The organism is Microbulbifer sp. VAAF005, from assembly GCF_030012985.1.
Lineage (GTDB): Bacteria > Pseudomonadota > Gammaproteobacteria > Pseudomonadales > Cellvibrionaceae > Microbulbifer.
Genome location: NZ_CP120233.1, coordinates 854,507 through 872,523, shown reverse-complemented (window position 1 = coordinate 872,523; position 18,017 = coordinate 854,507). Strand labels below are relative to the sequence as shown.

The 18,017-nt window shown below is 49.6% G+C and carries 15 protein-coding genes; 10 read left to right on the top strand and 5 right to left on the bottom strand.

Translation table 11 applies throughout. From position 1 onward, the window contains the following. The first annotated feature begins 173 nt into the window (after window positions 1–173). On the top strand, window positions 174–989 hold the full coding sequence (locus tag P0078_RS03790) for a hypothetical protein (protein ID WP_282933149.1): 816 nt from the start codon (window positions 174–176) through the stop codon (window positions 987–989). A 369-nt stretch (window positions 990–1,358) separates the two neighbouring features. Here the strand turns inward: P0078_RS03790 and P0078_RS03785 are convergent, their stop codons facing one another. Both P0078_RS03785 and metH read right to left on the bottom strand, forming a co-directional pair. After that, window positions 1,359–1,577, bottom strand: coding sequence for a DUF2970 domain-containing protein (locus P0078_RS03785; RefSeq protein WP_282933148.1), 219 nt, complete (start codon window positions 1,575–1,577; stop codon window positions 1,359–1,361). A 4-nt stretch (window positions 1,578–1,581) separates the two neighbouring features. After that, window positions 1,582–5,277, bottom strand: a complete 3,696-nt coding sequence (metH, locus tag P0078_RS03780) for a methionine synthase (protein ID WP_282933147.1) — start codon at window positions 5,275–5,277, stop codon at window positions 1,582–1,584. Window positions 5,278–5,497: 220 nt separating this feature from the next. Here metH and P0078_RS03775 point away from each other — a divergent pair, with 220 nt between their 5' ends. The 8 genes from P0078_RS03775 (at window position 5,498) to P0078_RS03740 (ending at window position 12,500) form a co-directional block, all read left to right on the top strand. Continuing rightward, window positions 5,498–6,088, top strand: coding sequence for a TetR/AcrR family transcriptional regulator (locus P0078_RS03775; RefSeq protein ID WP_282933146.1), 591 nt, complete (start codon window positions 5,498–5,500; stop codon window positions 6,086–6,088). 119 nt (window positions 6,089–6,207) lie between these two features. Next, window positions 6,208–7,239, top strand: coding sequence for an NADPH-dependent curcumin/dihydrocurcumin reductase (gene curA / locus P0078_RS03770; protein ID WP_282933145.1), 1,032 nt, complete (start codon window positions 6,208–6,210; stop codon window positions 7,237–7,239). A gap of 33 nt (window positions 7,240–7,272) precedes the next feature. Beyond that, window positions 7,273–7,953, top strand: coding sequence for a type 1 glutamine amidotransferase domain-containing protein (locus tag P0078_RS03765; RefSeq protein WP_282933144.1), 681 nt, complete (start codon window positions 7,273–7,275; stop codon window positions 7,951–7,953). 108 nt (window positions 7,954–8,061) lie between these two features. Next, window positions 8,062–8,652: a Fe-S biogenesis protein NfuA gene (gene nfuA / locus P0078_RS03760; protein ID WP_282933143.1), complete on the top strand. Its 591-nt coding sequence runs from the start codon at window positions 8,062–8,064 to the stop codon at window positions 8,650–8,652. A gap of 256 nt (window positions 8,653–8,908) precedes the next feature. After that, window positions 8,909–9,781 (top strand): patatin-like phospholipase family protein, encoded by an 873-nt coding sequence (locus P0078_RS03755; RefSeq protein WP_282933142.1) that lies wholly within the window; start codon window positions 8,909–8,911, stop codon window positions 9,779–9,781. A gap of 316 nt (window positions 9,782–10,097) precedes the next feature. Then, entirely contained in the window at window positions 10,098–10,967 is an 870-nt protein-coding gene (locus P0078_RS03750) for a patatin-like phospholipase family protein (RefSeq protein ID WP_282933141.1), read from the top strand. A 239-nt stretch (window positions 10,968–11,206) separates the two neighbouring features. Continuing rightward, the gene (locus P0078_RS03745) at window positions 11,207–12,082 is read left to right on the top strand and encodes a patatin-like phospholipase family protein (RefSeq protein WP_282933140.1); all 876 of its coding nucleotides are present in this window, start codon (window positions 11,207–11,209) and stop codon (window positions 12,080–12,082) included. Further along, on the top strand, window positions 12,066–12,500 hold the full coding sequence (locus tag P0078_RS03740; RefSeq protein ID WP_282933139.1) for a nuclear transport factor 2 family protein: 435 nt from the start codon (window positions 12,066–12,068) through the stop codon (window positions 12,498–12,500). Before P0078_RS03745 ends, P0078_RS03740 begins: the two co-directional genes overlap by 17 nt. Before the next feature lie 83 nt (window positions 12,501–12,583). On the opposite strand, the gene P0078_RS03735 is transcribed toward P0078_RS03740, so the two are convergent. From P0078_RS03735 to hrpB, 3 genes are all read right to left on the bottom strand, one after another. Beyond that, entirely contained in the window at window positions 12,584–12,928 is a 345-nt protein-coding gene (locus P0078_RS03735) for a hypothetical protein (RefSeq protein ID WP_282933138.1), read from the bottom strand. A 594-nt stretch (window positions 12,929–13,522) separates the two neighbouring features. Continuing rightward, complete coding sequence (locus tag P0078_RS03730) at window positions 13,523–14,482, bottom strand: endo alpha-1,4 polygalactosaminidase (protein WP_282933137.1); 960 nt, start codon at window positions 14,480–14,482, stop codon at window positions 13,523–13,525. Between the two features lie 220 nt (window positions 14,483–14,702). After that, window positions 14,703–17,267: an ATP-dependent helicase HrpB gene (gene hrpB / locus P0078_RS03725; RefSeq protein WP_282933136.1), complete on the bottom strand. Its 2,565-nt coding sequence runs from the start codon at window positions 17,265–17,267 to the stop codon at window positions 14,703–14,705. Window positions 17,268–17,464: 197 nt separating this feature from the next. Here hrpB and P0078_RS03720 point away from each other — a divergent pair, with 197 nt between their 5' ends. Next, the gene (locus P0078_RS03720; RefSeq protein ID WP_282933135.1) at window positions 17,465–17,929 is read left to right on the top strand and encodes a cupin domain-containing protein; all 465 of its coding nucleotides are present in this window, start codon (window positions 17,465–17,467) and stop codon (window positions 17,927–17,929) included. Window positions 17,930–18,017 lie beyond the last annotated feature (88 nt).

Here is an 18,017-nt window from a genome sequence, read left to right as displayed (position 1 = left end):
GTAGCGACGTTGCCGGTGAGCTGATGTAACAAAACAAATTCGGGTAGGTGTGAATTGGTACCATCTTTCAGATTATAAGCGGTGATATAAAGTGCGGATGATCAGTCACATTTTGAAATTCTTGTAGATGAGTCGGTGGCTGAGTGCTTTTAGCAGTTAAAAAGGGCAATAAGATGGCTAAAGATATCCTTGCAGCGATGATTGAATTTGATGATTCATCAAAGTTCATGGGCGTAAGTAACGCTAACTTCAGTGTATTTGAAGGGGCAGTAGTTCGTGCCAAGGCCATGATGCAGGACTACCCTGACGATAAATATATCAAGATGCTGGTTGCGCCAGAGTACTATTTTTCAGGATATTCTTCTAAAGCAGTAACCAATCATATTGACTCTTTGAGCAAAAGCTCCAAGAGCGACATCTATTCCGGCTTACGCAGGGTTTCTCGTCAATACCCGAATATTTTGATTGTTGCAGGGACAATTGCTTATACAAAAGGAGGGGGTTGCTGTTTTTCTTCAACCTCTTACTTGAGCATTGCTCCTATTCTGGCTGGTGGTAATTTCTTACTGAAAAAATATAAAGTTGGCAATGACCAGTATCAAACTGCTGATGCTTTTGCGACTAAGCAAAGTGACAGTACCTTCACTTACAAGGGCTTAACGTTTGGCATTGATATCTGTCTCGACCACAATAATAAAATCCTAAAGAAATCATTGGATGGAAAGTCTGTAGATGTCCATATACTGATCTCTGATGGCTCAAGTCCCACTCCCAACTCCCTGGCAACTAATAAAAATGGTGGCGGGGCCGTGGTATTTTGCAATATGAGGAGCATTAACAAGGGCAAAGGTGTGAATGGAATCATGTCAGTGTCCCCAAACAAGTTTGGCAACCTGAATGTCAATGTTGACAGTCGTACACAAGTCGCTAAAACGGGGCAGACCCTTGCTGGAGGGTTTCATATTGCCCTGTATTCTGGTCAGGCTTAATAGGTTAATTGGATGGGTATACTTGTTGCGAGGTTCCACCTTGCAACTGGTGGCTTGATTTGCTCTACTTGAGCTGTCGCTACTTGCGACTCAACTACTTTAAATAACAATAAAAGAATGGTCGGAGAGATTCGATGAATGATGAAGTAGCTGTAGTTTCTGAAGACGATAATGTAGTAGATGCGATTGCCGCTGTAGCACTGGTCGCAATTTTCGTAGCCACCTGTGTTTTTTGGGTGGCCACACGCTAGTTATTTCTGGCCTGGAGCCGTGCAGTCCCAGGCGGTCTTAATTGGTATTTAGCAGCAATAAAATAGATAGTATTTTGTTTATTTTATTGCTGCTTATGTAATAAAAATCTGGGTGCTCTCAGCCCATATTACTGAGAACTATTTTCACAATAAGTGCCAATCCGATTACAAATACGGCGGTAAAAACAACGCCGGCAATAACGTACGTCATAATACTGCCGCTTTGAAAATCCCTTTCGCGGTTTTTATCACTCTGCACGCCAATTGCGGCGGCCAGGGTACTGACTACCACCTGGCCAAAATTGGGCTTTTTCGCTTTCTTATTATTATCTTCCACGGGCTCACTCCTCGAGGTTGGGACGTAGCCAGCGCTCCAATTCCGGTTCGCTGACCCCTTTTCGTTTAGCCAGGCTTTGCAGCTGATCCCTGCCGATCTTGCCCACATTGAAGTACTTTGCCTGGGGGTGGGCGAAGTACCAACCGCTCACCGCAGCTGCGGGCATCATGGCAAAGTGCTCGGTAAGGCTGACGCCTGCATTTTGCTCCGCTTGTAGCAATTTGAACAGGGTAGCTTTTTCCGAATGATCGGGGCAGGCGGGATAGCCCGGGGCTGGGCGGATGCCCTGGTAGGCTTCCTTGATCAGCTCCTCATTGCTCAGAGTTTCGTCTTCGGCATAGCCCCAATATTCTTTTCGCACCAAACGGTGCAGTGTCTCAGCAAAGGACTCTGCCATACGGTCTGCCAGGGCCTTTACCATAATGGCGTTGTAATCGTCGTGCTTGGCTTCGTAGGTGTCTGCCAACTCGTCTGCGCCGATGCCAGTGGTAACCGCGAAGCCGCCCACATAGTCTATTTGGCCGGACTCCAGCGGCGCGACGAAATCTGCCAGGGAGCGGCACAGGCCATCGCCTCCGCGTTTCTGTACCTGTTGGCGCATATGGTGAAGGCGAGCCAGCTCCTCACTGCGGCTTTCATCCTTGTAGACGATGATATCGTCGCCGACGCTATTGGCGGGCCATAGGCCGAATACAGCCCGTGCGCGCAATAGCTTTTTATCGATAATCTCTTTTAACATGCGCTGGGCGTTGTCGTAGAGATCGGTAGCGGCTTCTCCCACAATTTCGTCTTCAAGGATTGCCGGGAATTTACCTGCCAAATCCCAGGAAATAAAGAAAGGCGTCCAGTCCATAGTGTCGAGCAGTTTCTCCAGAGGGAAATCGTCGATCACGGTAAGGCCCAGCTTGTTGGGTCGTGCTGGCTGGTAGTTTTTCCAATCAAATTCCGGGGCAGTATCCCGCGCTTCCTCGTAGGTTAAGCGGGTGTCATTGCGCTTGCGGTTGGCGGTGCGGGTGCGCACCTTGTCATACTCTGCCTGGATTTTTTCCACAAAGGCTGGGCGCAGCTCATTGGAAATCAGGCTGCTGGCCACGCCTACGGCGCGGGATGCATCGGCTACATACACCACCTGGTTGCGATGGAATTGGGGATCAATTTTTACGGCGGTATGGGCTTTGGAGGTAGTGGCTCCGCCGATCAATAATGGGATATCAAACCCCTGGCGCTCCATCTCGGCGGCTACGTGAACCATTTCATCCAGGGATGGGGTGATCAGGCCGGACAGGCCGATAATGTCACACTCCTTTTCCTTTGCTGTTTGCAAAATGGTTTCCGCTGGCACCATCACGCCGAGGTCGATCACTTCATAGTTGTTGCAGGCCAGCACCACGCCCACAATATTTTTGCCAATATCGTGCACATCCCCTTTAACCGTGGCCATCAGGATACGGCCGTTGGAGCGGCTGTCTTCGGTTTTTTCCGCCTCAATATAGGGTTGCAGGTAGGCTACCGCCTGTTTCATAACTCGGGCGGATTTCACTACCTGGGGCAAGAACATTTTCCCTTCGCCAAACAGGTCGCCGACGATATTCATACCGTCCATCAGTGGACCTTCGATCACATCCAGTGGGCGTGAGGAACTTGCACGGGCCTCTTCGGTATCTTCCTCGATATAGTTGTTAATGCCTTTCACAAGGGAGTGTGCCAAGCGTTCCTTCACGGGCAATTGGCGCCAGCTCAGGTCCTCTTTGCGCGCGGCTCCACTGCCATCCCCCTGGTATTTGGGGGCAATGTCCAACAGGGCTTCAGTGGCATCTGGGCTGCGGTTGAGGATCACATCCTCAACTTTTTCCCGCAGCTCCTGTGGGAGTTCGTCGTAAACCGCCAGCTGTCCGGCGTTCACGATACCCATATTCAGGCCGGCTTTAATAGCGTGAAACAGGAATACTGAATGAATGGCTTCACGTACCGGATTGTTGCCCCGGAAAGAGAAGGAAACATTGGAGACGCCGCCACTGATCTGGGCACCGGGCAGGTTTGTGCGAATCCAGCGGCACGCCTCGATAAAGTCCACCGCGTAATTATTGTGTTCCTCAATACCGGTGGCGACAGCAAAAATATTCGGGTCGAAAATAATATCGGTGGGATCGAAGCCGACTTCATCGACCAGCACATCGTAGCTGCGTTTGCAGATCTCAATTTTGCGCTCGAAAGTATCCGCCTGGCCATCTTCATCAAAAGCCATCACCACCACAGCTGCACCGTAGCGCAGGCACAGTTGAGCCTTTTCGATAAACTCCTCTTTGCCTTCCTTGAGGCTGATAGAGTTCACAATGGGCTTGCCCTGGATACATTGCAGGCCGGCCTCGATCACCTCCCACTTGGAGGAGTCCACCATAAATGGCACCTTGGCGATATCCGGTTCGGTAGCGGCAAGGTTGAGGAAGCGGCGCATAGCGGCGAGTGCATCCAGCATCGCCTCATCCATATTGAAGTCGATTACCTGCGCCCCATCTTCCACCTGGGCGGCAGCCACTTGCAGGGCGGTGTCGTAGTCCTCTTCAAGGATCAGGCGCTTAAATCGGGCGGAGCCAGTGACGTTGCAACGCTCGCCCACATTGACGAATAAGGCGTTTTCATCGGCGACAAATGGCTCCAGTCCGGACAGGCGCAGAGCAGGTTTTATTTCCGGCTGCTGTCGTGGGGGTATATCGGCCACTGCATCGGCAATTGCACGAATATGACCGGGGGTGGTGCCACAACAGCCGCCGAGGATATTAATAAATCCGCTGCGGGCAAATTCCGCTACGATTGCGGCGGTCTGCTCAGGGGTTTCGTCGTATTCGCCAAACTCATTGGGCAATCCCGCGTTGGGGTGGGCGGAGACATTAGAGGTACAGGCGCTCGATAAGGCTTCCACATAAGGGCGCAATTCGGTGGCGCCCAGGGCACAGTTGAGCCCCACAGAAATTGGCTTTGCGTGGGCAACGGAATAGTAAAAAGCTTCGGTCGTTTGGCCGGAAAGGGTGCGGCCAGAGGCATCGGTAATGGTGCCGGAAATCATAATTGGCAGTTCGAAACCCAGCTCCTCAAAGAGCTGCTGCATGGCATAGATAGCGGCCTTGGCATTGAGGGTGTCAAAAATGGTTTCGATTAAGATCAGGTCGCTGCCGCCTTCGACCAAAGCACGGCCCGCTTCTACATAGTTTTCTACCAGTTCATCGAAAGTGACATTGCGTGCCCCTGGATCATTGACGTCTGGTGAAATACTGGCGGTGCGGGAAGTGGGGCCGATGACCCCGGCTACCCAGCGCGGGCGCTCTGGGGTAGAGAGTGCATCTGCTGCACGGCGCGCGATCTCTGCGGAGGCCCGGTTGATCTCTACCACCAGGTGTTCCATATCGTAATCAGATTGGGACAGCTGGGTTGCGTTAAAAGTATTGGTTTCGATAATGTCCGCGCCCGCCTCAAGGTACTCCCGGTGAATCTTTTCGATCAGCTCCGGGCGGGTCAGGCTGAGCAGGTCGTTATTGCCTTTCAAGTCGCGTGGGAAGTCGGCGAAGCGCTCACCCCGGTAATCGGCCTCTTCCAGCTTCTCCCTCTGGATCATCGTCCCCATAGCGCCATCCAGGATCAGGATACGCTGCGCAAGCGCGGCATTAATTTGCTCGAGACGTTGGTCGCGGGACTGCTGGGACATTTACCAATCCTTATATTGTCGATCTTTTGCCGATGGTGGGAATGGCGCCAATCTTAGCACAGTCACGCCCACTCACTGGCTGCGACTTACGCCTTTTTGGTTGATCCACCACAATAACAGAGCAGTTTTGATTAAAGTTGAGCAATTTATAGATACTTCACAGCGCCTAATCACTATAAATCCCTAGACGACCGGTCTAGTTTTGCGTAGAGTGCTAGGCATGAAAAGCAGCTATGAAGATACTCGCCAACATTTGTTGGATACCGGTTATACCGTGATGGCCGTAAAAGGTTTCTCCGGTGTGGGTTTGAGTGAAATTCTCAAAACCGCCGGTGTGCCAAAAGGGTCCTTTTATCACTACTTTAAGTCCAAGGAGCAATTTGGCGAGGCTCTGCTGGAAGATTATTTTCGCAGCTACCTGGAACAGATGGACGTTGCCTTTTCCTCCCGGGATCAATCTGCCGCCGATAATTTATTGGCCTATTTTGATGCTTGGCAGAAGAGTAGTGGGGAGCGTTACGATGCACACCGCTGCCTGGTGGTTAAGCTTAGCGCTGAGGTGGCAGACCTGTCTGAATCGATGCGGGTTATCCTCAGAGATGGGACTGAGCATATTATTCAGAAGCTCCAGAACTGTATTGAGCTGGCAGGGGAAGACGGTTCTCTGCCTAGCACCCTCAATGCCCGTGCCACCGCAGCTTCCCTGTACCAGCTGTGGCTGGGAGCCAGCCTGTTGGCCAAGTTAAACCGCAACGATACGCCAATGGCAGAGGCGATGCTGGCGACCCAGGAGATACTGGGAAAACACTGAGTTTTTTACTGAGCCCGCGAGGGGAAAACCGTTGCGGGTATTTTTATAGCGCCTTTCTAGACGACCGGTCTAATTTGGCGACTTTGACTTCCATTTTACGAAGTTATGGAGAATAGAGAATGCAATCGAGCGATATAAACCGCCGCCTGGTATTGGCATCCCGCCCCGAAGGTGCCCCTACGACAGATAACTTCCGCCTGGAGCATGCCCCTGTGGTCAAGCCGGAGGTCAGCGAGGTGCTGTTGCGCACAGTATTCCTATCGCTCGATCCCTATATGAGGGGGCGAATGAGTGATGCGAAGTCCTACGCAGAGCCTGTTTCACTGGGAGAGACCATGGTTGGAGGGACGGTGAGCCGTGTGGTCGAGTCCCGGTTGGATGGCTTCGAGGAGGGGGATTGGATACTCGGCTATAGCGGCTGGCAGGATTACGCCATTTCTGATGGTACCGGGTTGATTAACTTGGGTAAAAATCCGGATTACCCCTCCTTCTCCCTGGGAGTGCTGGGTATGCCGGGAATCACCGCCTACTTTGGCTTGCTGGAAATTGGGGAGCCAAAAGAAGGGGAGACTCTGGTGGTTGCAGCTGCTACCGGTCCTGTGGGTGCAACGGTAGGACAAATCGGCAAGTTGCAAGGGTGCCGGGTAATCGGTGTTGCTGGAGGTGAGGAAAAGTGCCGCTATGCGGTAGAGGAGTTAGGCTTCGACCTGTGCCTGGATCACCGAGCTGAAGATTTTACCGAGCAATTGGCTGCGGCTTGCCCTGCCGGTATCGATATCTATTTTGAAAGCGTTGGTGGCAAGGTCTTTGATGCGGTGCAACCGCTATTAAATGATTTTGCGCGGATTCCTGTATGTGGGCTTATCTCTCAGTACAACGCAACCTCATTGCCGCAAGGCCCGGATCGCACCAGTTTGTTAATGCGGGATGTACTGACCAAACGCTTAAAAATCCAAGGCTTTATTATTTTCGATTACTACGAACGTTTTCATGAAGCGGTACGTACATTAAGCCAGTGGGTTGCGGAAGGCAGTATTAAATATCTTGAGGATATGGTCGAAGGGTTGGAAGAAACACCCAATGCCTTTATCGGGCTTCTGGAAGGAAAGAACTTCGGCAAGTTAGTTGTGCGCATAGGAAATGATGATTGAAGCAAAGCTGACAAAGTTTATAAGGACAGAAATATGAAAATACTGATGGTTCTGACTTCCCACGATGAACTGGGGAATACCGGTAAGAAAACGGGGTTTTGGCTGGAGGAGTTTGCTGCACCATACTACACCTTCAAGGACGCCGGTGCTGAAGTGACCCTGGCCTCTCCAAAAGGCGGGCAGCCGCCTCTTGATCCCAAGAGCGATGAACCAGATTTTCAGACGGAGGCGACTCATCGCTTTCAGGCTGACGCCGATGCTCAGCAGGTTCTGGCCAATACCCATAAATTGGCTGATATGAATGAGTCTGATTTTGATGCAGTCTTTTATCCAGGGGGCCATGGTCCCTTGTGGGACCTTGCGGAAGACCCGGTCTCAATTGCACTGATTGAGAACTTTTTTGCCGCAGACAAGCCGATCGGTGCTGTGTGCCATGCTCCGGGCATTTTCCGTCATACACGCCGTCAGGATGGCGCTTACCTGGTGTCGGGCAAAGGTGTGACCGGGTTTGCCAACTCGGAAGAGGCTGCGGTTGAACTGGTGGATGTCGTGCCTTTCCTGGTTGAGGATATGCTCAAGGGAAATGGTGGAAACTACTCCAAAAGTGGTGATTGGGCACCCTACGTAGTGGTAGACGGCAAACTGGTAACTGGTCAAAATCCGGCCTCTTCAGAGGAAACCGCCCAGACTCTTATGGGATTTATCCCCACCTAGGAGAGTGGTGAGGCCGGTCGGTCGAAGGGGTTCCAATTGACCGGTTTCCCTTGAGTCTTTCTGAGAGTAGAATACCCGACAAAGAAGCTTGGTTATTTGAGAGCCTATATGTCTGATTTGAATGTCACTATTACTGAACCCGCTCAGGAATACCTGAAAGAGCTGTTGGCCAAACAGGACTGTGAGGGAATTGCCATTCGCATGTTTGTTTCCAGTCCCGGCACGCCTAACGCCGAGACTTGTATCGCCTACTGCCGCCCGGGAGAGGAGGAAGAAGGTGATGTGATGTTGGAAATGAACGGTCTCAAAGCTTACTTTGAAGGGCGCAGCGTTCCCTATCTGGATGATGCTCGGGTCGATTACTCTTCGGACAAGATGGGCGGGCAGCTGACGATTCGCGCGCCCAACTCCCGTATGCCGAAAATTACCGATGACAGCCCTATCCAGGACCGTATTAACTATGTTTTGTACAACGAGGTTAATCCGGGCCTGGCAGCTCACGGTGGCCAGGTAAGCCTGGTAGAAGTGACCGAGGATATGTTTGCTGTGTTGAAGTTTGGTGGCGGCTGCCAGGGCTGTGGCATGGTTGATATGACTTTGAAGGAAGGCGTGGAAAAGACTCTCAAAGAGAAAATCCCCGAATTAGCTGGCGTGAAAGATATTACTGACCACACCGACAAGTCCCAGGCCTACTACTGAGTTCCTGAGACCATTCTGAGTCGGCCAAGTGGCTCAAAAGAAAAAGGCGAACCTTGTGTTCGCCTTTTTTATTGCTGTGAACCTCTCAGGTTAGATCCCGCGTAAGCCTCCCTACGAACTACTCCCACACTGTATATATTTGAAATATTCCTCGGTGCTTTTGAGGCGCTGGGGCAATGTAAAGTGCCGGTGCAGCGATCTAGTGATTGGTCATGCTCGTGATTGCTTGTGCGCCAACTCCAGGGAAGAACAATCTATGTTTGACCAAGTGGTGTTTGCCGGTGGCGGCGTGCGCTGTACCTGGCAGATCGGCTTTTGGGAGTCGGTTGCAAAGGAGATTGATCTAGAACCGAGGGTAGTCAGTGCGGTATCTGCCGGTGCCCTAGTTGCAAGCTTAGTTTTGATGGGGAGATCGCTTGACGGAGTGGATTACTTCGTTTCAGCATTTAAAGCCAATGGGAAAAATGTCCATTGGGGCAATATGTTTCGTAAGGACCCAGTATTTCCGCACTATACAATTTATCGTCAAGCATTAAGCGACTTATTTTCTGGGGGCTTTGATCAACTTAGGGAAGCCGCAGACTTACGTATTGGAGTCAGTACTTCGCCGAAATGGCTGCCTGGTCCGATCGCGTTAATGATTGGGGCAGCTATTGATTACTCTGATACTTATATTTTCCCGAACCTTCACCCCACTACTGCACTTAAATTGGGCTTCCGCCAATCTTTTTATAAGGTTCGCCACTGTTCGGATCCTTCCCAGTTAGAGAAGCTGGTTATTACTTCATCCTGTACGCCACCTCTGACACCGCGCCTGAAACAGGGCGGTGCAGAGGTTTTGGATGGAGGGGTTGTAGATAGTGTGCCTATTGGTGGGCTGGATACTGCTGAAGGACGGGTGCTCATTTTGCTAACCCGACGTTTCCCGCAGCTGCCGGACCGTTTTACGGTACAAAAATTTAACCAGGAATGGACATATGTTCAGCCCTCTGGGCATGTTCCACTTAATGTGTGGGATTTTGCCAGTCCGGAAGAGGTGAAGGATACTTTCCGTATGGGAGTTGCAGATGGGCGTGCATTTTTAGCGGCAATTAGTGGCGAAGGGCGGTTAATTGAGAGTCCTCCCTGACGTGACTGGGGATATCTTGAATTACTGACCGGAAGATTACGAGCTTAGGATTAGGGTTAGGTTTGCACTGAGTGTTGAGATAAAAGCGCCTTCTGTCTCAATACCAACTTGGTTTGAAAAGTGAAGTCTTTTTGATATCTATTTGTATCAAGGTGGTTAGCAAGCTTGCTGATTGTGATGTGTAACAGTTGGGAGAGAGTCGTTGGTTGCGATCTCGCTTTAACGCCTAGTGGCGATAGAGGCAAAGTTCCCTGGTCTAAGTTAGATTCAAAAGTTCCCGTATTTATTCCGATAGCCTCACTTAGAGGGTGTCGTCATGTTTAATCAAATGGTATTTGGTGGCGGCGGAAGCCGTTGCACTTGGCAGCTTGGTTTTTTGCTATCGCTAAGCCGTGAATTACCGATCCGGCCGAAAGTTGTTTGCGCTGCATCCGGAGGCAGTATGGTGGCGGCACTCATGCTTACGGATCGTTGCCGTGAGGGTGTCAATTACTTTCACTCAGCTTGCAAAAAAAATGAAAGGAATTTCTACTGGAATAATTCATTTCGCAAAGAACCAATTTTCCCGCACTTTGAGATCTACCGCAAAGGAGTGCATGAATTTTTTCACGATAGTCTTGAGTCTCTGCGTCAATCTGCCGACCTCAGGATTGCAGTGACTTATCCCCCGGAATGGTTGCCTGTGCCGCTCGCACTGACGCTGGGGCTGGCAATTTTCTACTCTAACAAACATATCTTTCACGACTTGCATCCAAATACAGCGTTACATCTGGGGTTTCGCCAAATGTTTCACCCCGTGAGTAAATGCAAAGATGGGACAGATCTTGAGCAGCTTATTTTGAGTTCCTGCTGTGCCCCTCCTATATCCCCAAGGCTGTCGCTTGGTGGTGCCGAGGTACTGGATGGAGCCCTGGTAGGTAATGCTCCGGTCGCCGGCTTGGATGCTAGCAAAGGGCGGGTTCTGATTTTGGATACAGGGAGCTTTCCACACCTACCGAACAGTTTCAGCGTGCAAAGGGGGGATCAGGTGTGGACTTATGTGCAGCCTTCCAGTCCGTTGCCCATCGGGATGTGGAATTTTGCTGACCCCAGTGCGATGAGGCACACCTTGAAAATTGGGGTTGCAGACGGTTATTCCTTTCTCGATGCGCTTGTGTCCGGTAAGGAACGCCTGGTGGAAATTTGAGTATTCAGTGAGTTCAGGATCAAGACGATCAGTTGCACAATACTTGTGATTCGATTAGCTTATGCAATTAGTTGCATATTGTTGTCGTCATCAATATGTCATCATGAAGGCTGAAACTAATTGGTCATAAGTGTCGGCGGTAACGCAGAGAGCGGCCTGAAACTGCACTTGAGAGGATGTAAAACACAGAATGGACTCAGGAAGTTCCAGCCGGAAGGCTGCTGCAGGGAAGCGAGATCATGTTTGACCAAGTTGTTTTTGCCGGTGGTGGTGGGCGGTGTACCTGGCAGATTGGCTTTTGGGAGTCCATAGCCAAAGAAATTAGTCTTTCTCCGAAGGTGGTTACTGCTGTTTCGGCAGGGGGCCTAATGTCGAGCCTGGTGCTGATGGGTAAGACGGAGGAGGCTCGAGAGCATTTCTGGACCGCGTTCGAGACTAATGAAAAAAATGCTTATTGGGGAAACCTTTTTGGTAAAGAACCTGTGTTCCCCCAATATGGAATCTACCGCAATGCGATGTTAGAGCTGTTTCGGGATGGACTGGAGACCCTTCAGCAGGGCGCAGAGTTGCGAATTGCGGTTGTTCACCCACCAAAAGGTCTATCTGGAGGTTTGGCTTTTGGAGTGGGGGCCATGGCCTACTATGCCGATAAGCATTTTTTACGCAGCCTTCACCCCAAGATCGCCCAGCGCTTAGGTTTTAAGCAGCAATTTTATCGAGCCCGGGATTGTTCCAGTATTGAGGAGTTGGTGGACCTGATTTTGTGCTCCTCCTGTACGCCGCCATTCACGCCAAGACTTAAGTTGCGGGGGCGAACAGCACTCGATGGTGGGGTGGTAGATAATATCCCGGTGGCAGGATTGGATGATGGAAAGGGAAGGGTGCTGGTGTTGTTGACCCGTCGTTACGACCAGTTCCCAGACATATTTACACAGCGCAAAGGCGATCAGGATTGGACTTATGTCCAGCCCTCGAAACCGCCATTCATCAGTGTTTGGGACTACACAAGTCCAGAGCTGGCCCAAAAAACTTACGAGTTGGGGTGTGCTGATGGGAGAGAATTTTTACAAAAACAAGTGAGTGAAGAGGAAGTCTCCAATGAACAATTCCAATAAAAAAATAGCGGAATCTATTGCCCTATGGCATGAGATGGTCGCTGCACGAGATCTGAGTCGCTTGCCCGCGATCGTTGCAGAAGATGCTGTTTTCCGTTCACCGGCATTTTTTAAGCCCTACCACAGCTCCGCTGCTGTGTGCCTGATTCTCAATACGGTGATGCAGGTTTTTGAGAGCTTTGAATACGACCGTGAATTTACTACCGAATCGGGACACGATCTGGCTCTTGAATTCGCAGCCTCCATCGGTGATAAGAGCTTGAAGGGGTTGGATATTATCCGCTTTAATGATGAAGGCAAGATTATTGAATTTGAGGTGATGATACGCCCGCTCAACGCCCTGCAAAAATTGGCAGAGGAAATGTCCGGGCGGCTTTCCCAGTATGTGACTCAGTATAAGGATACTCAGCAGGCTTGATTTCTAGCAAGCAATAGAAAAGCACACAACTACTCAATTTATGGGTAATTGTGTGTTTTTCGTCAGTTTATTAATGCTTAAAATCAGCTGGTGGACTTTTGTCCAAAGCTTGATATTTCGCAGCTTGCAGAATCTGACTCTACATAGCGAACAAACATCTTTGAGTTAGCTGCTTTAGCAGCTAAGACTGTTGACCAGAATCGATTTTTACTTTCAGTGGTAGCTGAATCCAAATGGAAGGATGTACAGATGTTATTGGTGTCATCTGCAACATTGAAGACTTTAATTGCTCCGTTATCGGTGTAATTTTCAAGCTTCCAGTCTGATGGTATTACATCTATCTCTCCTGCAAATGCGGTAGATGAAAAAATAACTGTAAGTACTATCGAGTTAAGAATATTTTTATACATAGGATTTTTTTGAATCAATTTGTATGCAGGGTTGAGATGATATAAATTTTCTTGGGGGTTGGCTAGAATCTTATTCAGTTAGCAGCCAAGTATCATGTAATTTTCAGTTGAACTAATGAATATCAACCATATGAGGCGTTGTCGTGCTTTTCCTCGTTGGAATCGTGCTGCAAACTACATCATCTCTTCTCTTTCTACAAAGCAGACTTTTTCCCTTTATCACCCCTCAATGTCTTCGGAAGTGGTCTGTAAAACCCTTTCTGAGGTTGCTTGAAAGTTGGTGACAATTTCATTGCAGTTAACATAGGTCTCCGCATTTCTTGCTAACAAAAAGCTTGTAAGTAATATGCTCTGTAAGCGTCTACTTATAAGTTGTTTTCTCTTTGTATTCTGCAAGGTGCAGTGAGCATTATATAAGTGATTTGTTGAAATCAGGGCGATAGGGGTTTCAATAAGGGGGTAAATTTTAATACAGGAGTTCCATTTGGCTACTTTACTATGTAATGCCTGTGTTTGGTTGTTCTTATTCGTCTATTTGTTCGGGTGAACGGTCATTGTACGAATAGGGCTAGCCTTAATCGGTTGTTTTGGGGGCCGGTCTCTTTTGGGCGGTTAGTAATCGCTTGAATCGAAGTATTCAAATGCATCGATTCCATCCATATAGGCCCCATCGAATCCAGCATCAACGATCATATAAATGTAAGAGTCATCATTGCCGAAAATAATTTTTTGCCAGCCCTGTTGCCAATACTTCACGTAGTAATTACCGGGTTCACCTGGTACTTCTCCCAGTAACCATTCGGGTGGGGTGTTGTACCAATAGGACTTCCAATAGTAGCGATAATCTTGTGCTTCGCCGATATTGATATAGGCCAGCACCAAGCGCCGTCCACCATTTTCTTTTTCTTTGAGCTGCTCAATTTGTTCCTGGGTGTAAGTTTCGCCGTTAAAGAAGAAATCGATAATCAGGATGTCGTAATTGGTTTCACTTAATGCGTCGACAAACTCTTCAGGTGTTGAGTAAAGGCGTGGATTGATAATGTTTATAAAGTTGCTGGCTTCTCCGAGGCTATCAATGTCACGTGAATTTACATTGAATGGCTCATCGGGGTATGGAGGGATATTATCCAGGGCTTCACTGTCTGCAGCAAAAGAAATATACCCTGCATCTTCATTATCCTGATATGAATCGTCAACATTCCGGATAATGCTGGCAAAATCCGTTATTAGGATTCGATCTCCTTCATCTTTTGCCAAATCAAGATAAGTTTGCAAGCGCCGGGTTTCAGACGTGCTGGTTGGTTCATCGACAATGCCATTTGCCCCAAAAAACAGGGCTTCCTGAGCAATGCCGTCTGTGGCATTCAGGTAGGTTTCATCCACAGGCCCCGTGGTAGTTGTCGTCGTCGTAATTAACTCAACCCCATTTTGGGGAACAATGAGAAAGTGGCGATTGATACCCTTGGCGTAGGTGCTTATATCTTCTACCAGATAACGCATTTCCTTGTCGTAATCAGTAGATTTTTGATTTATGTCATCGGGAAGGTCATCAAGACTACAGCTTAGTATCATTAGCGGACTAAAAAATGACAAAAGTATCCGGCGCAAAATACATCTCCATTGCTACAAATGATAGTTTTTCTGACCTTAAGATATTGCTGTAGGCCAAAATCACTGGCACAAGCTCCTATCTTATGCTGCGGGGTAAGCTATCTAATTAATGCTGAATGATAACTTAACCGCCGCTCAGAAAAACTGTTTTTCTGCCACTGCGGCAGGAAATTGAAGAGGGTTATTTCCCCATATCCATTCTCTTCTTCGTCTTTGTAGTAGCTTTAGCCGTCAGAGGATCATCGGGCCAGTAATGTTTCTGGTATTTAATACGCAACTCCTTTTTTACCTCTTGGTAAGTATTGGCCCAGAAATTCACCAAGTCACGGGTAATTTGAACGGGGCGACGTGCCGGAGAGAGCAAATGAATCATCAGTGGATAGCGATTCTTTAAAATTGTTGGAGTTTGTGCCAATCCAAACAGTTCCTGCAGGCGCACTGCCAGAATAGGTGGGGTTTCTCCATAGTCGATACTAATCCGGGAGCCGCTAGGGACCAGGTAGTGGGTGGGGACCAAGTCATCAAGTTTTTGTTGTAGTCCCCACTCAAGCTGTCCTCGCAAGATGTTATGCAAGTCCAGCTGCCCCACCTGCTCAAGCCTGCTGAGCCCCTGCAAATGAGGAAGCAGCCAATTCTCCATGGTCTCCAAAAGAGCGTCATCACTCCAATTTGGTACTAAAGTGTCGCCTAGTAAATCCTCACACTCTTTACTTTGGCGCAGAAATTCAATTCGAAAGCGCAATTGGTTAGTTTCTGTATTCCAGGGGAGGGAAGACAGGCCTTTCTTACGTATGGCTTCCAGTAATGCGCGGCTGAGGGTTTCCTGTGGGATATCTGCAGCCGGCCGTTGGTGTAAAACCAGTGCCCCCAATTGCGTTTGCTGGAGGGCGATAGCCCGGCCGCTAGTCTCGTCCCAGCGAACTGAAATCTCTTCTTTGATTTGTGTGGCGAAGCACGACCGTAAAGCGGGCAAGGAGATTTCAGCTGCCAGTTGGATGCGTGCGTCGCGGCCCTGGCCATCTAGATCAGCAATGACCAGGTATTCGTTCAAGGAAAGGGCGTCATCATGGGAAAAGTGTGCACCTCTGCCACTGGAGAGTAGAAATCGACGGGCAGAGTCCTTGCGAGTTTTTGCGATCCGGTCTGGATAGGCCAGTCCAAGCAAGGCGCCAATTTCATCTGAATGGTCGATGGGTGGTGAAACGCAGTTTGCGCTTGGCACAATCTTCTTTAATTGAGAGCCCCAGCTTTTGGATTGCTGGCGTACTCTATGCACCGTGCCGCGATCTACCCGGTAATCAGAGCCTTGGGATTGAAGAGCCTGAATTCGCTTATTGATATCCCGATCCCATCGGGCCTCGCCACGGAAAATATCCCGCTCAGATAGCAGTGCTGCCAGCAGGCAGGCTTGCTCCTGTAGGCCCCAGTCCACACTGGCAACTAACATATGTGCGAGGCGGGGATGGGCGCCAAAGGCCAGCATGGTGTTACCGTGTGGGGTAATGCGCAGTTTGTCATCCAGTGCACCCAGTTGCTGTAAGAGCTGCTGAGCCTGAGCCATGGGTCCAGGGGGCGGTGTGTCGAGCCAGCTGAGCTCGCTGACATCAGTAACTCCCCACTTGGCCAATTCAAGTGCTAGGGGGGCGAGATCACTGCGAGTTATCTCCGGTGTATTTTTGGCACTTAGTGACCGCTGCCGACCCTCGCTCCAAAGTCGGAGGCAGTATCCTGCGTTGAGGCGCCCAGCTCGCCCCGTACGCTGAGTGGCTGAAGCTTGTGAAATCGTACTTGTCACCAGGCGGTTCATACCGCAGTTAGGATTAAAGCGCGACTCGCGCATCAGCCCCGAGTCGATAACTATTCGAATACCTTCAATAGTCAGACTGGTTTCGGCCACGTTAGTGGCCAGCACAATCTTTCGTGTACCCGGAGCAGTTGGCGCTATTGCCTGGTCCTGTTGCTCGCGACTCAGGTCCCCGAAGAGTGGAGAGACAGTGATGGGCCCCTTCAGGGTCTTTTCCGTCAGGCGTTCCTTCAGCAGGTCTTCAACCTGCTTGATTTCCGCGACACCAGGCAAAAAGGCGAGAATACTGCCTTCTTCTTTATCTAAGGACTCGACAATTTTCCTGGTCATCAGCGCGGGGATCTGACGCTTGTCTTCAAGCTCTTCTTTTGGATTCAAATACTCAATATTGACGGGGTAGCTGCGTCCTTCACTGGAAATGATAGGCGCGTTATTTAGTATCGAAGAGACACCGCTGGTATCCAGTGTGGCTGACATCACCAGAATCTTCAGGTCCTCGCGAAGATACTCCTGGGATTGTAAGCATAAGGCGAGGGAGAGATCTGCCTGCAGGCTGCGCTCGTGAAATTCATCGAAAATTACCAGGGCTGTTGATTGAAGCTCCGGATCTGCTTGCAAAAGCCGAGTAAGGATTCCTTCGGTGACAACCAATATCTTGGTTTTACCGGTTGCTTGGCGCTCCCCTCGAACCTGGAAGCCAATAGTCTCGCCAACGTCTTCTCCCAGCTGAGCTGCCATACGAGCTGCTGCTGTCCGCGCTGCCAGGCGGCGCGGTTCTAACATAATAATTTTCCTTTCGTTTAACCATGGCGCGTCTAAAAGAGCGAGTGGTACTGCAGTTGTCTTACCTGCCCCAGGTGGCGCCTGAAGTACAACATTACTGTGCTCACCTAAGGTTTGGAGCAATTCGGGAAGGGTGCTTTGAATAGGTAATACTGACATGGGCGGGATTATAGTGACTTCACGATGTGGGGGATACCAAATTCAAGAACGATATCTGGTCCGAGCATAGATTTTTCAGCTTTGAGGAGCATGTGCGGTGGGCTGGCAATACTGGGACTAAAAGTGCATAAAGGAGGGGCTACTTTGTTGGTGCTATATTGCCCTCAGGCACCGCCATAATAGTTAAGGACAGCGCTATGACATTAAATATTCGCAGAGTGGTAACCGGGCATAATTCGCAAGGTGAGCCTGTGGTATTAATGGATGATCGAGGCTTATACACAAGCCAATGGCGACCCCAGATGTCTCAACAGCAGTTGTGGACAACAGAGGATCTGCCTGTATCGCTGGTAGACGATGGTGAGGATAAAGGGGCGCGCGATGTGGTCGGAACCACGATTCCCGGTGGCTCTGTCTTTAAGGTGGTGGAATTTGGTCCTGGAGTTACCCCTCGGTTACATCGGACCGATAGTATTGATTATGCAGTTGTACTTTCCGGTGAAATTGAGATGGAAATGAGGGAGGGGCTATCGGTAAAGCTATACGCTGGAGACACGCTTGTTCAGCGTGGCACGGTTCATAACTGGGTCAACCGGGGTGAAAAACCCTGTGTAATCGCATTTGTTTTGTTGAGTTCTACAGGCCATGCTGCTTATGGCTAGGTTGTGTGGGCCTGTGGTGAGCCTAATTCTTCTGTAATTAGTTGTTATTGATAGTTGGGTTGCTATTAGTTAATTTGGATTGTTTAGG

Coding starts and splice junctions, on each gene's coding strand:
- P0078_RS03790 (WP_282933149.1), top strand. CDS start 174: ATGGCTAAAGATATCCTTGCAGCGATGATTGAATTTGATGATTCATCA.
- metH (WP_282933147.1), bottom strand. CDS start 5,277: ATGTCCCAGCAGTCCCGCGACCAACGTCTCGAGCAAATTAATGCCGCG.
- P0078_RS03775 (WP_282933146.1), top strand. CDS start 5,498: ATGAAAAGCAGCTATGAAGATACTCGCCAACATTTGTTGGATACCGGT.
- curA (WP_282933145.1), top strand. CDS start 6,208: ATGCAATCGAGCGATATAAACCGCCGCCTGGTATTGGCATCCCGCCCC.
- P0078_RS03765 (WP_282933144.1), top strand. CDS start 7,273: ATGAAAATACTGATGGTTCTGACTTCCCACGATGAACTGGGGAATACC.
- nfuA (WP_282933143.1), top strand. CDS start 8,062: ATGTCTGATTTGAATGTCACTATTACTGAACCCGCTCAGGAATACCTG.
- P0078_RS03755 (WP_282933142.1), top strand. CDS start 8,909: ATGTTTGACCAAGTGGTGTTTGCCGGTGGCGGCGTGCGCTGTACCTGG.
- P0078_RS03750 (WP_282933141.1), top strand. CDS start 10,098: ATGTTTAATCAAATGGTATTTGGTGGCGGCGGAAGCCGTTGCACTTGG.
- P0078_RS03745 (WP_282933140.1), top strand. CDS start 11,207: ATGTTTGACCAAGTTGTTTTTGCCGGTGGTGGTGGGCGGTGTACCTGG.
- P0078_RS03740 (WP_282933139.1), top strand. CDS start 12,066: ATGAACAATTCCAATAAAAAAATAGCGGAATCTATTGCCCTATGGCAT.
- P0078_RS03730 (WP_282933137.1), bottom strand. CDS start 14,482: ATGATACTAAGCTGTAGTCTTGATGACCTTCCCGATGACATAAATCAA.
- hrpB (WP_282933136.1), bottom strand. CDS start 17,267: ATGTCAGTATTACCTATTCAAAGCACCCTTCCCGAATTGCTCCAAACC.
- P0078_RS03720 (WP_282933135.1), top strand. CDS start 17,465: ATGACATTAAATATTCGCAGAGTGGTAACCGGGCATAATTCGCAAGGT.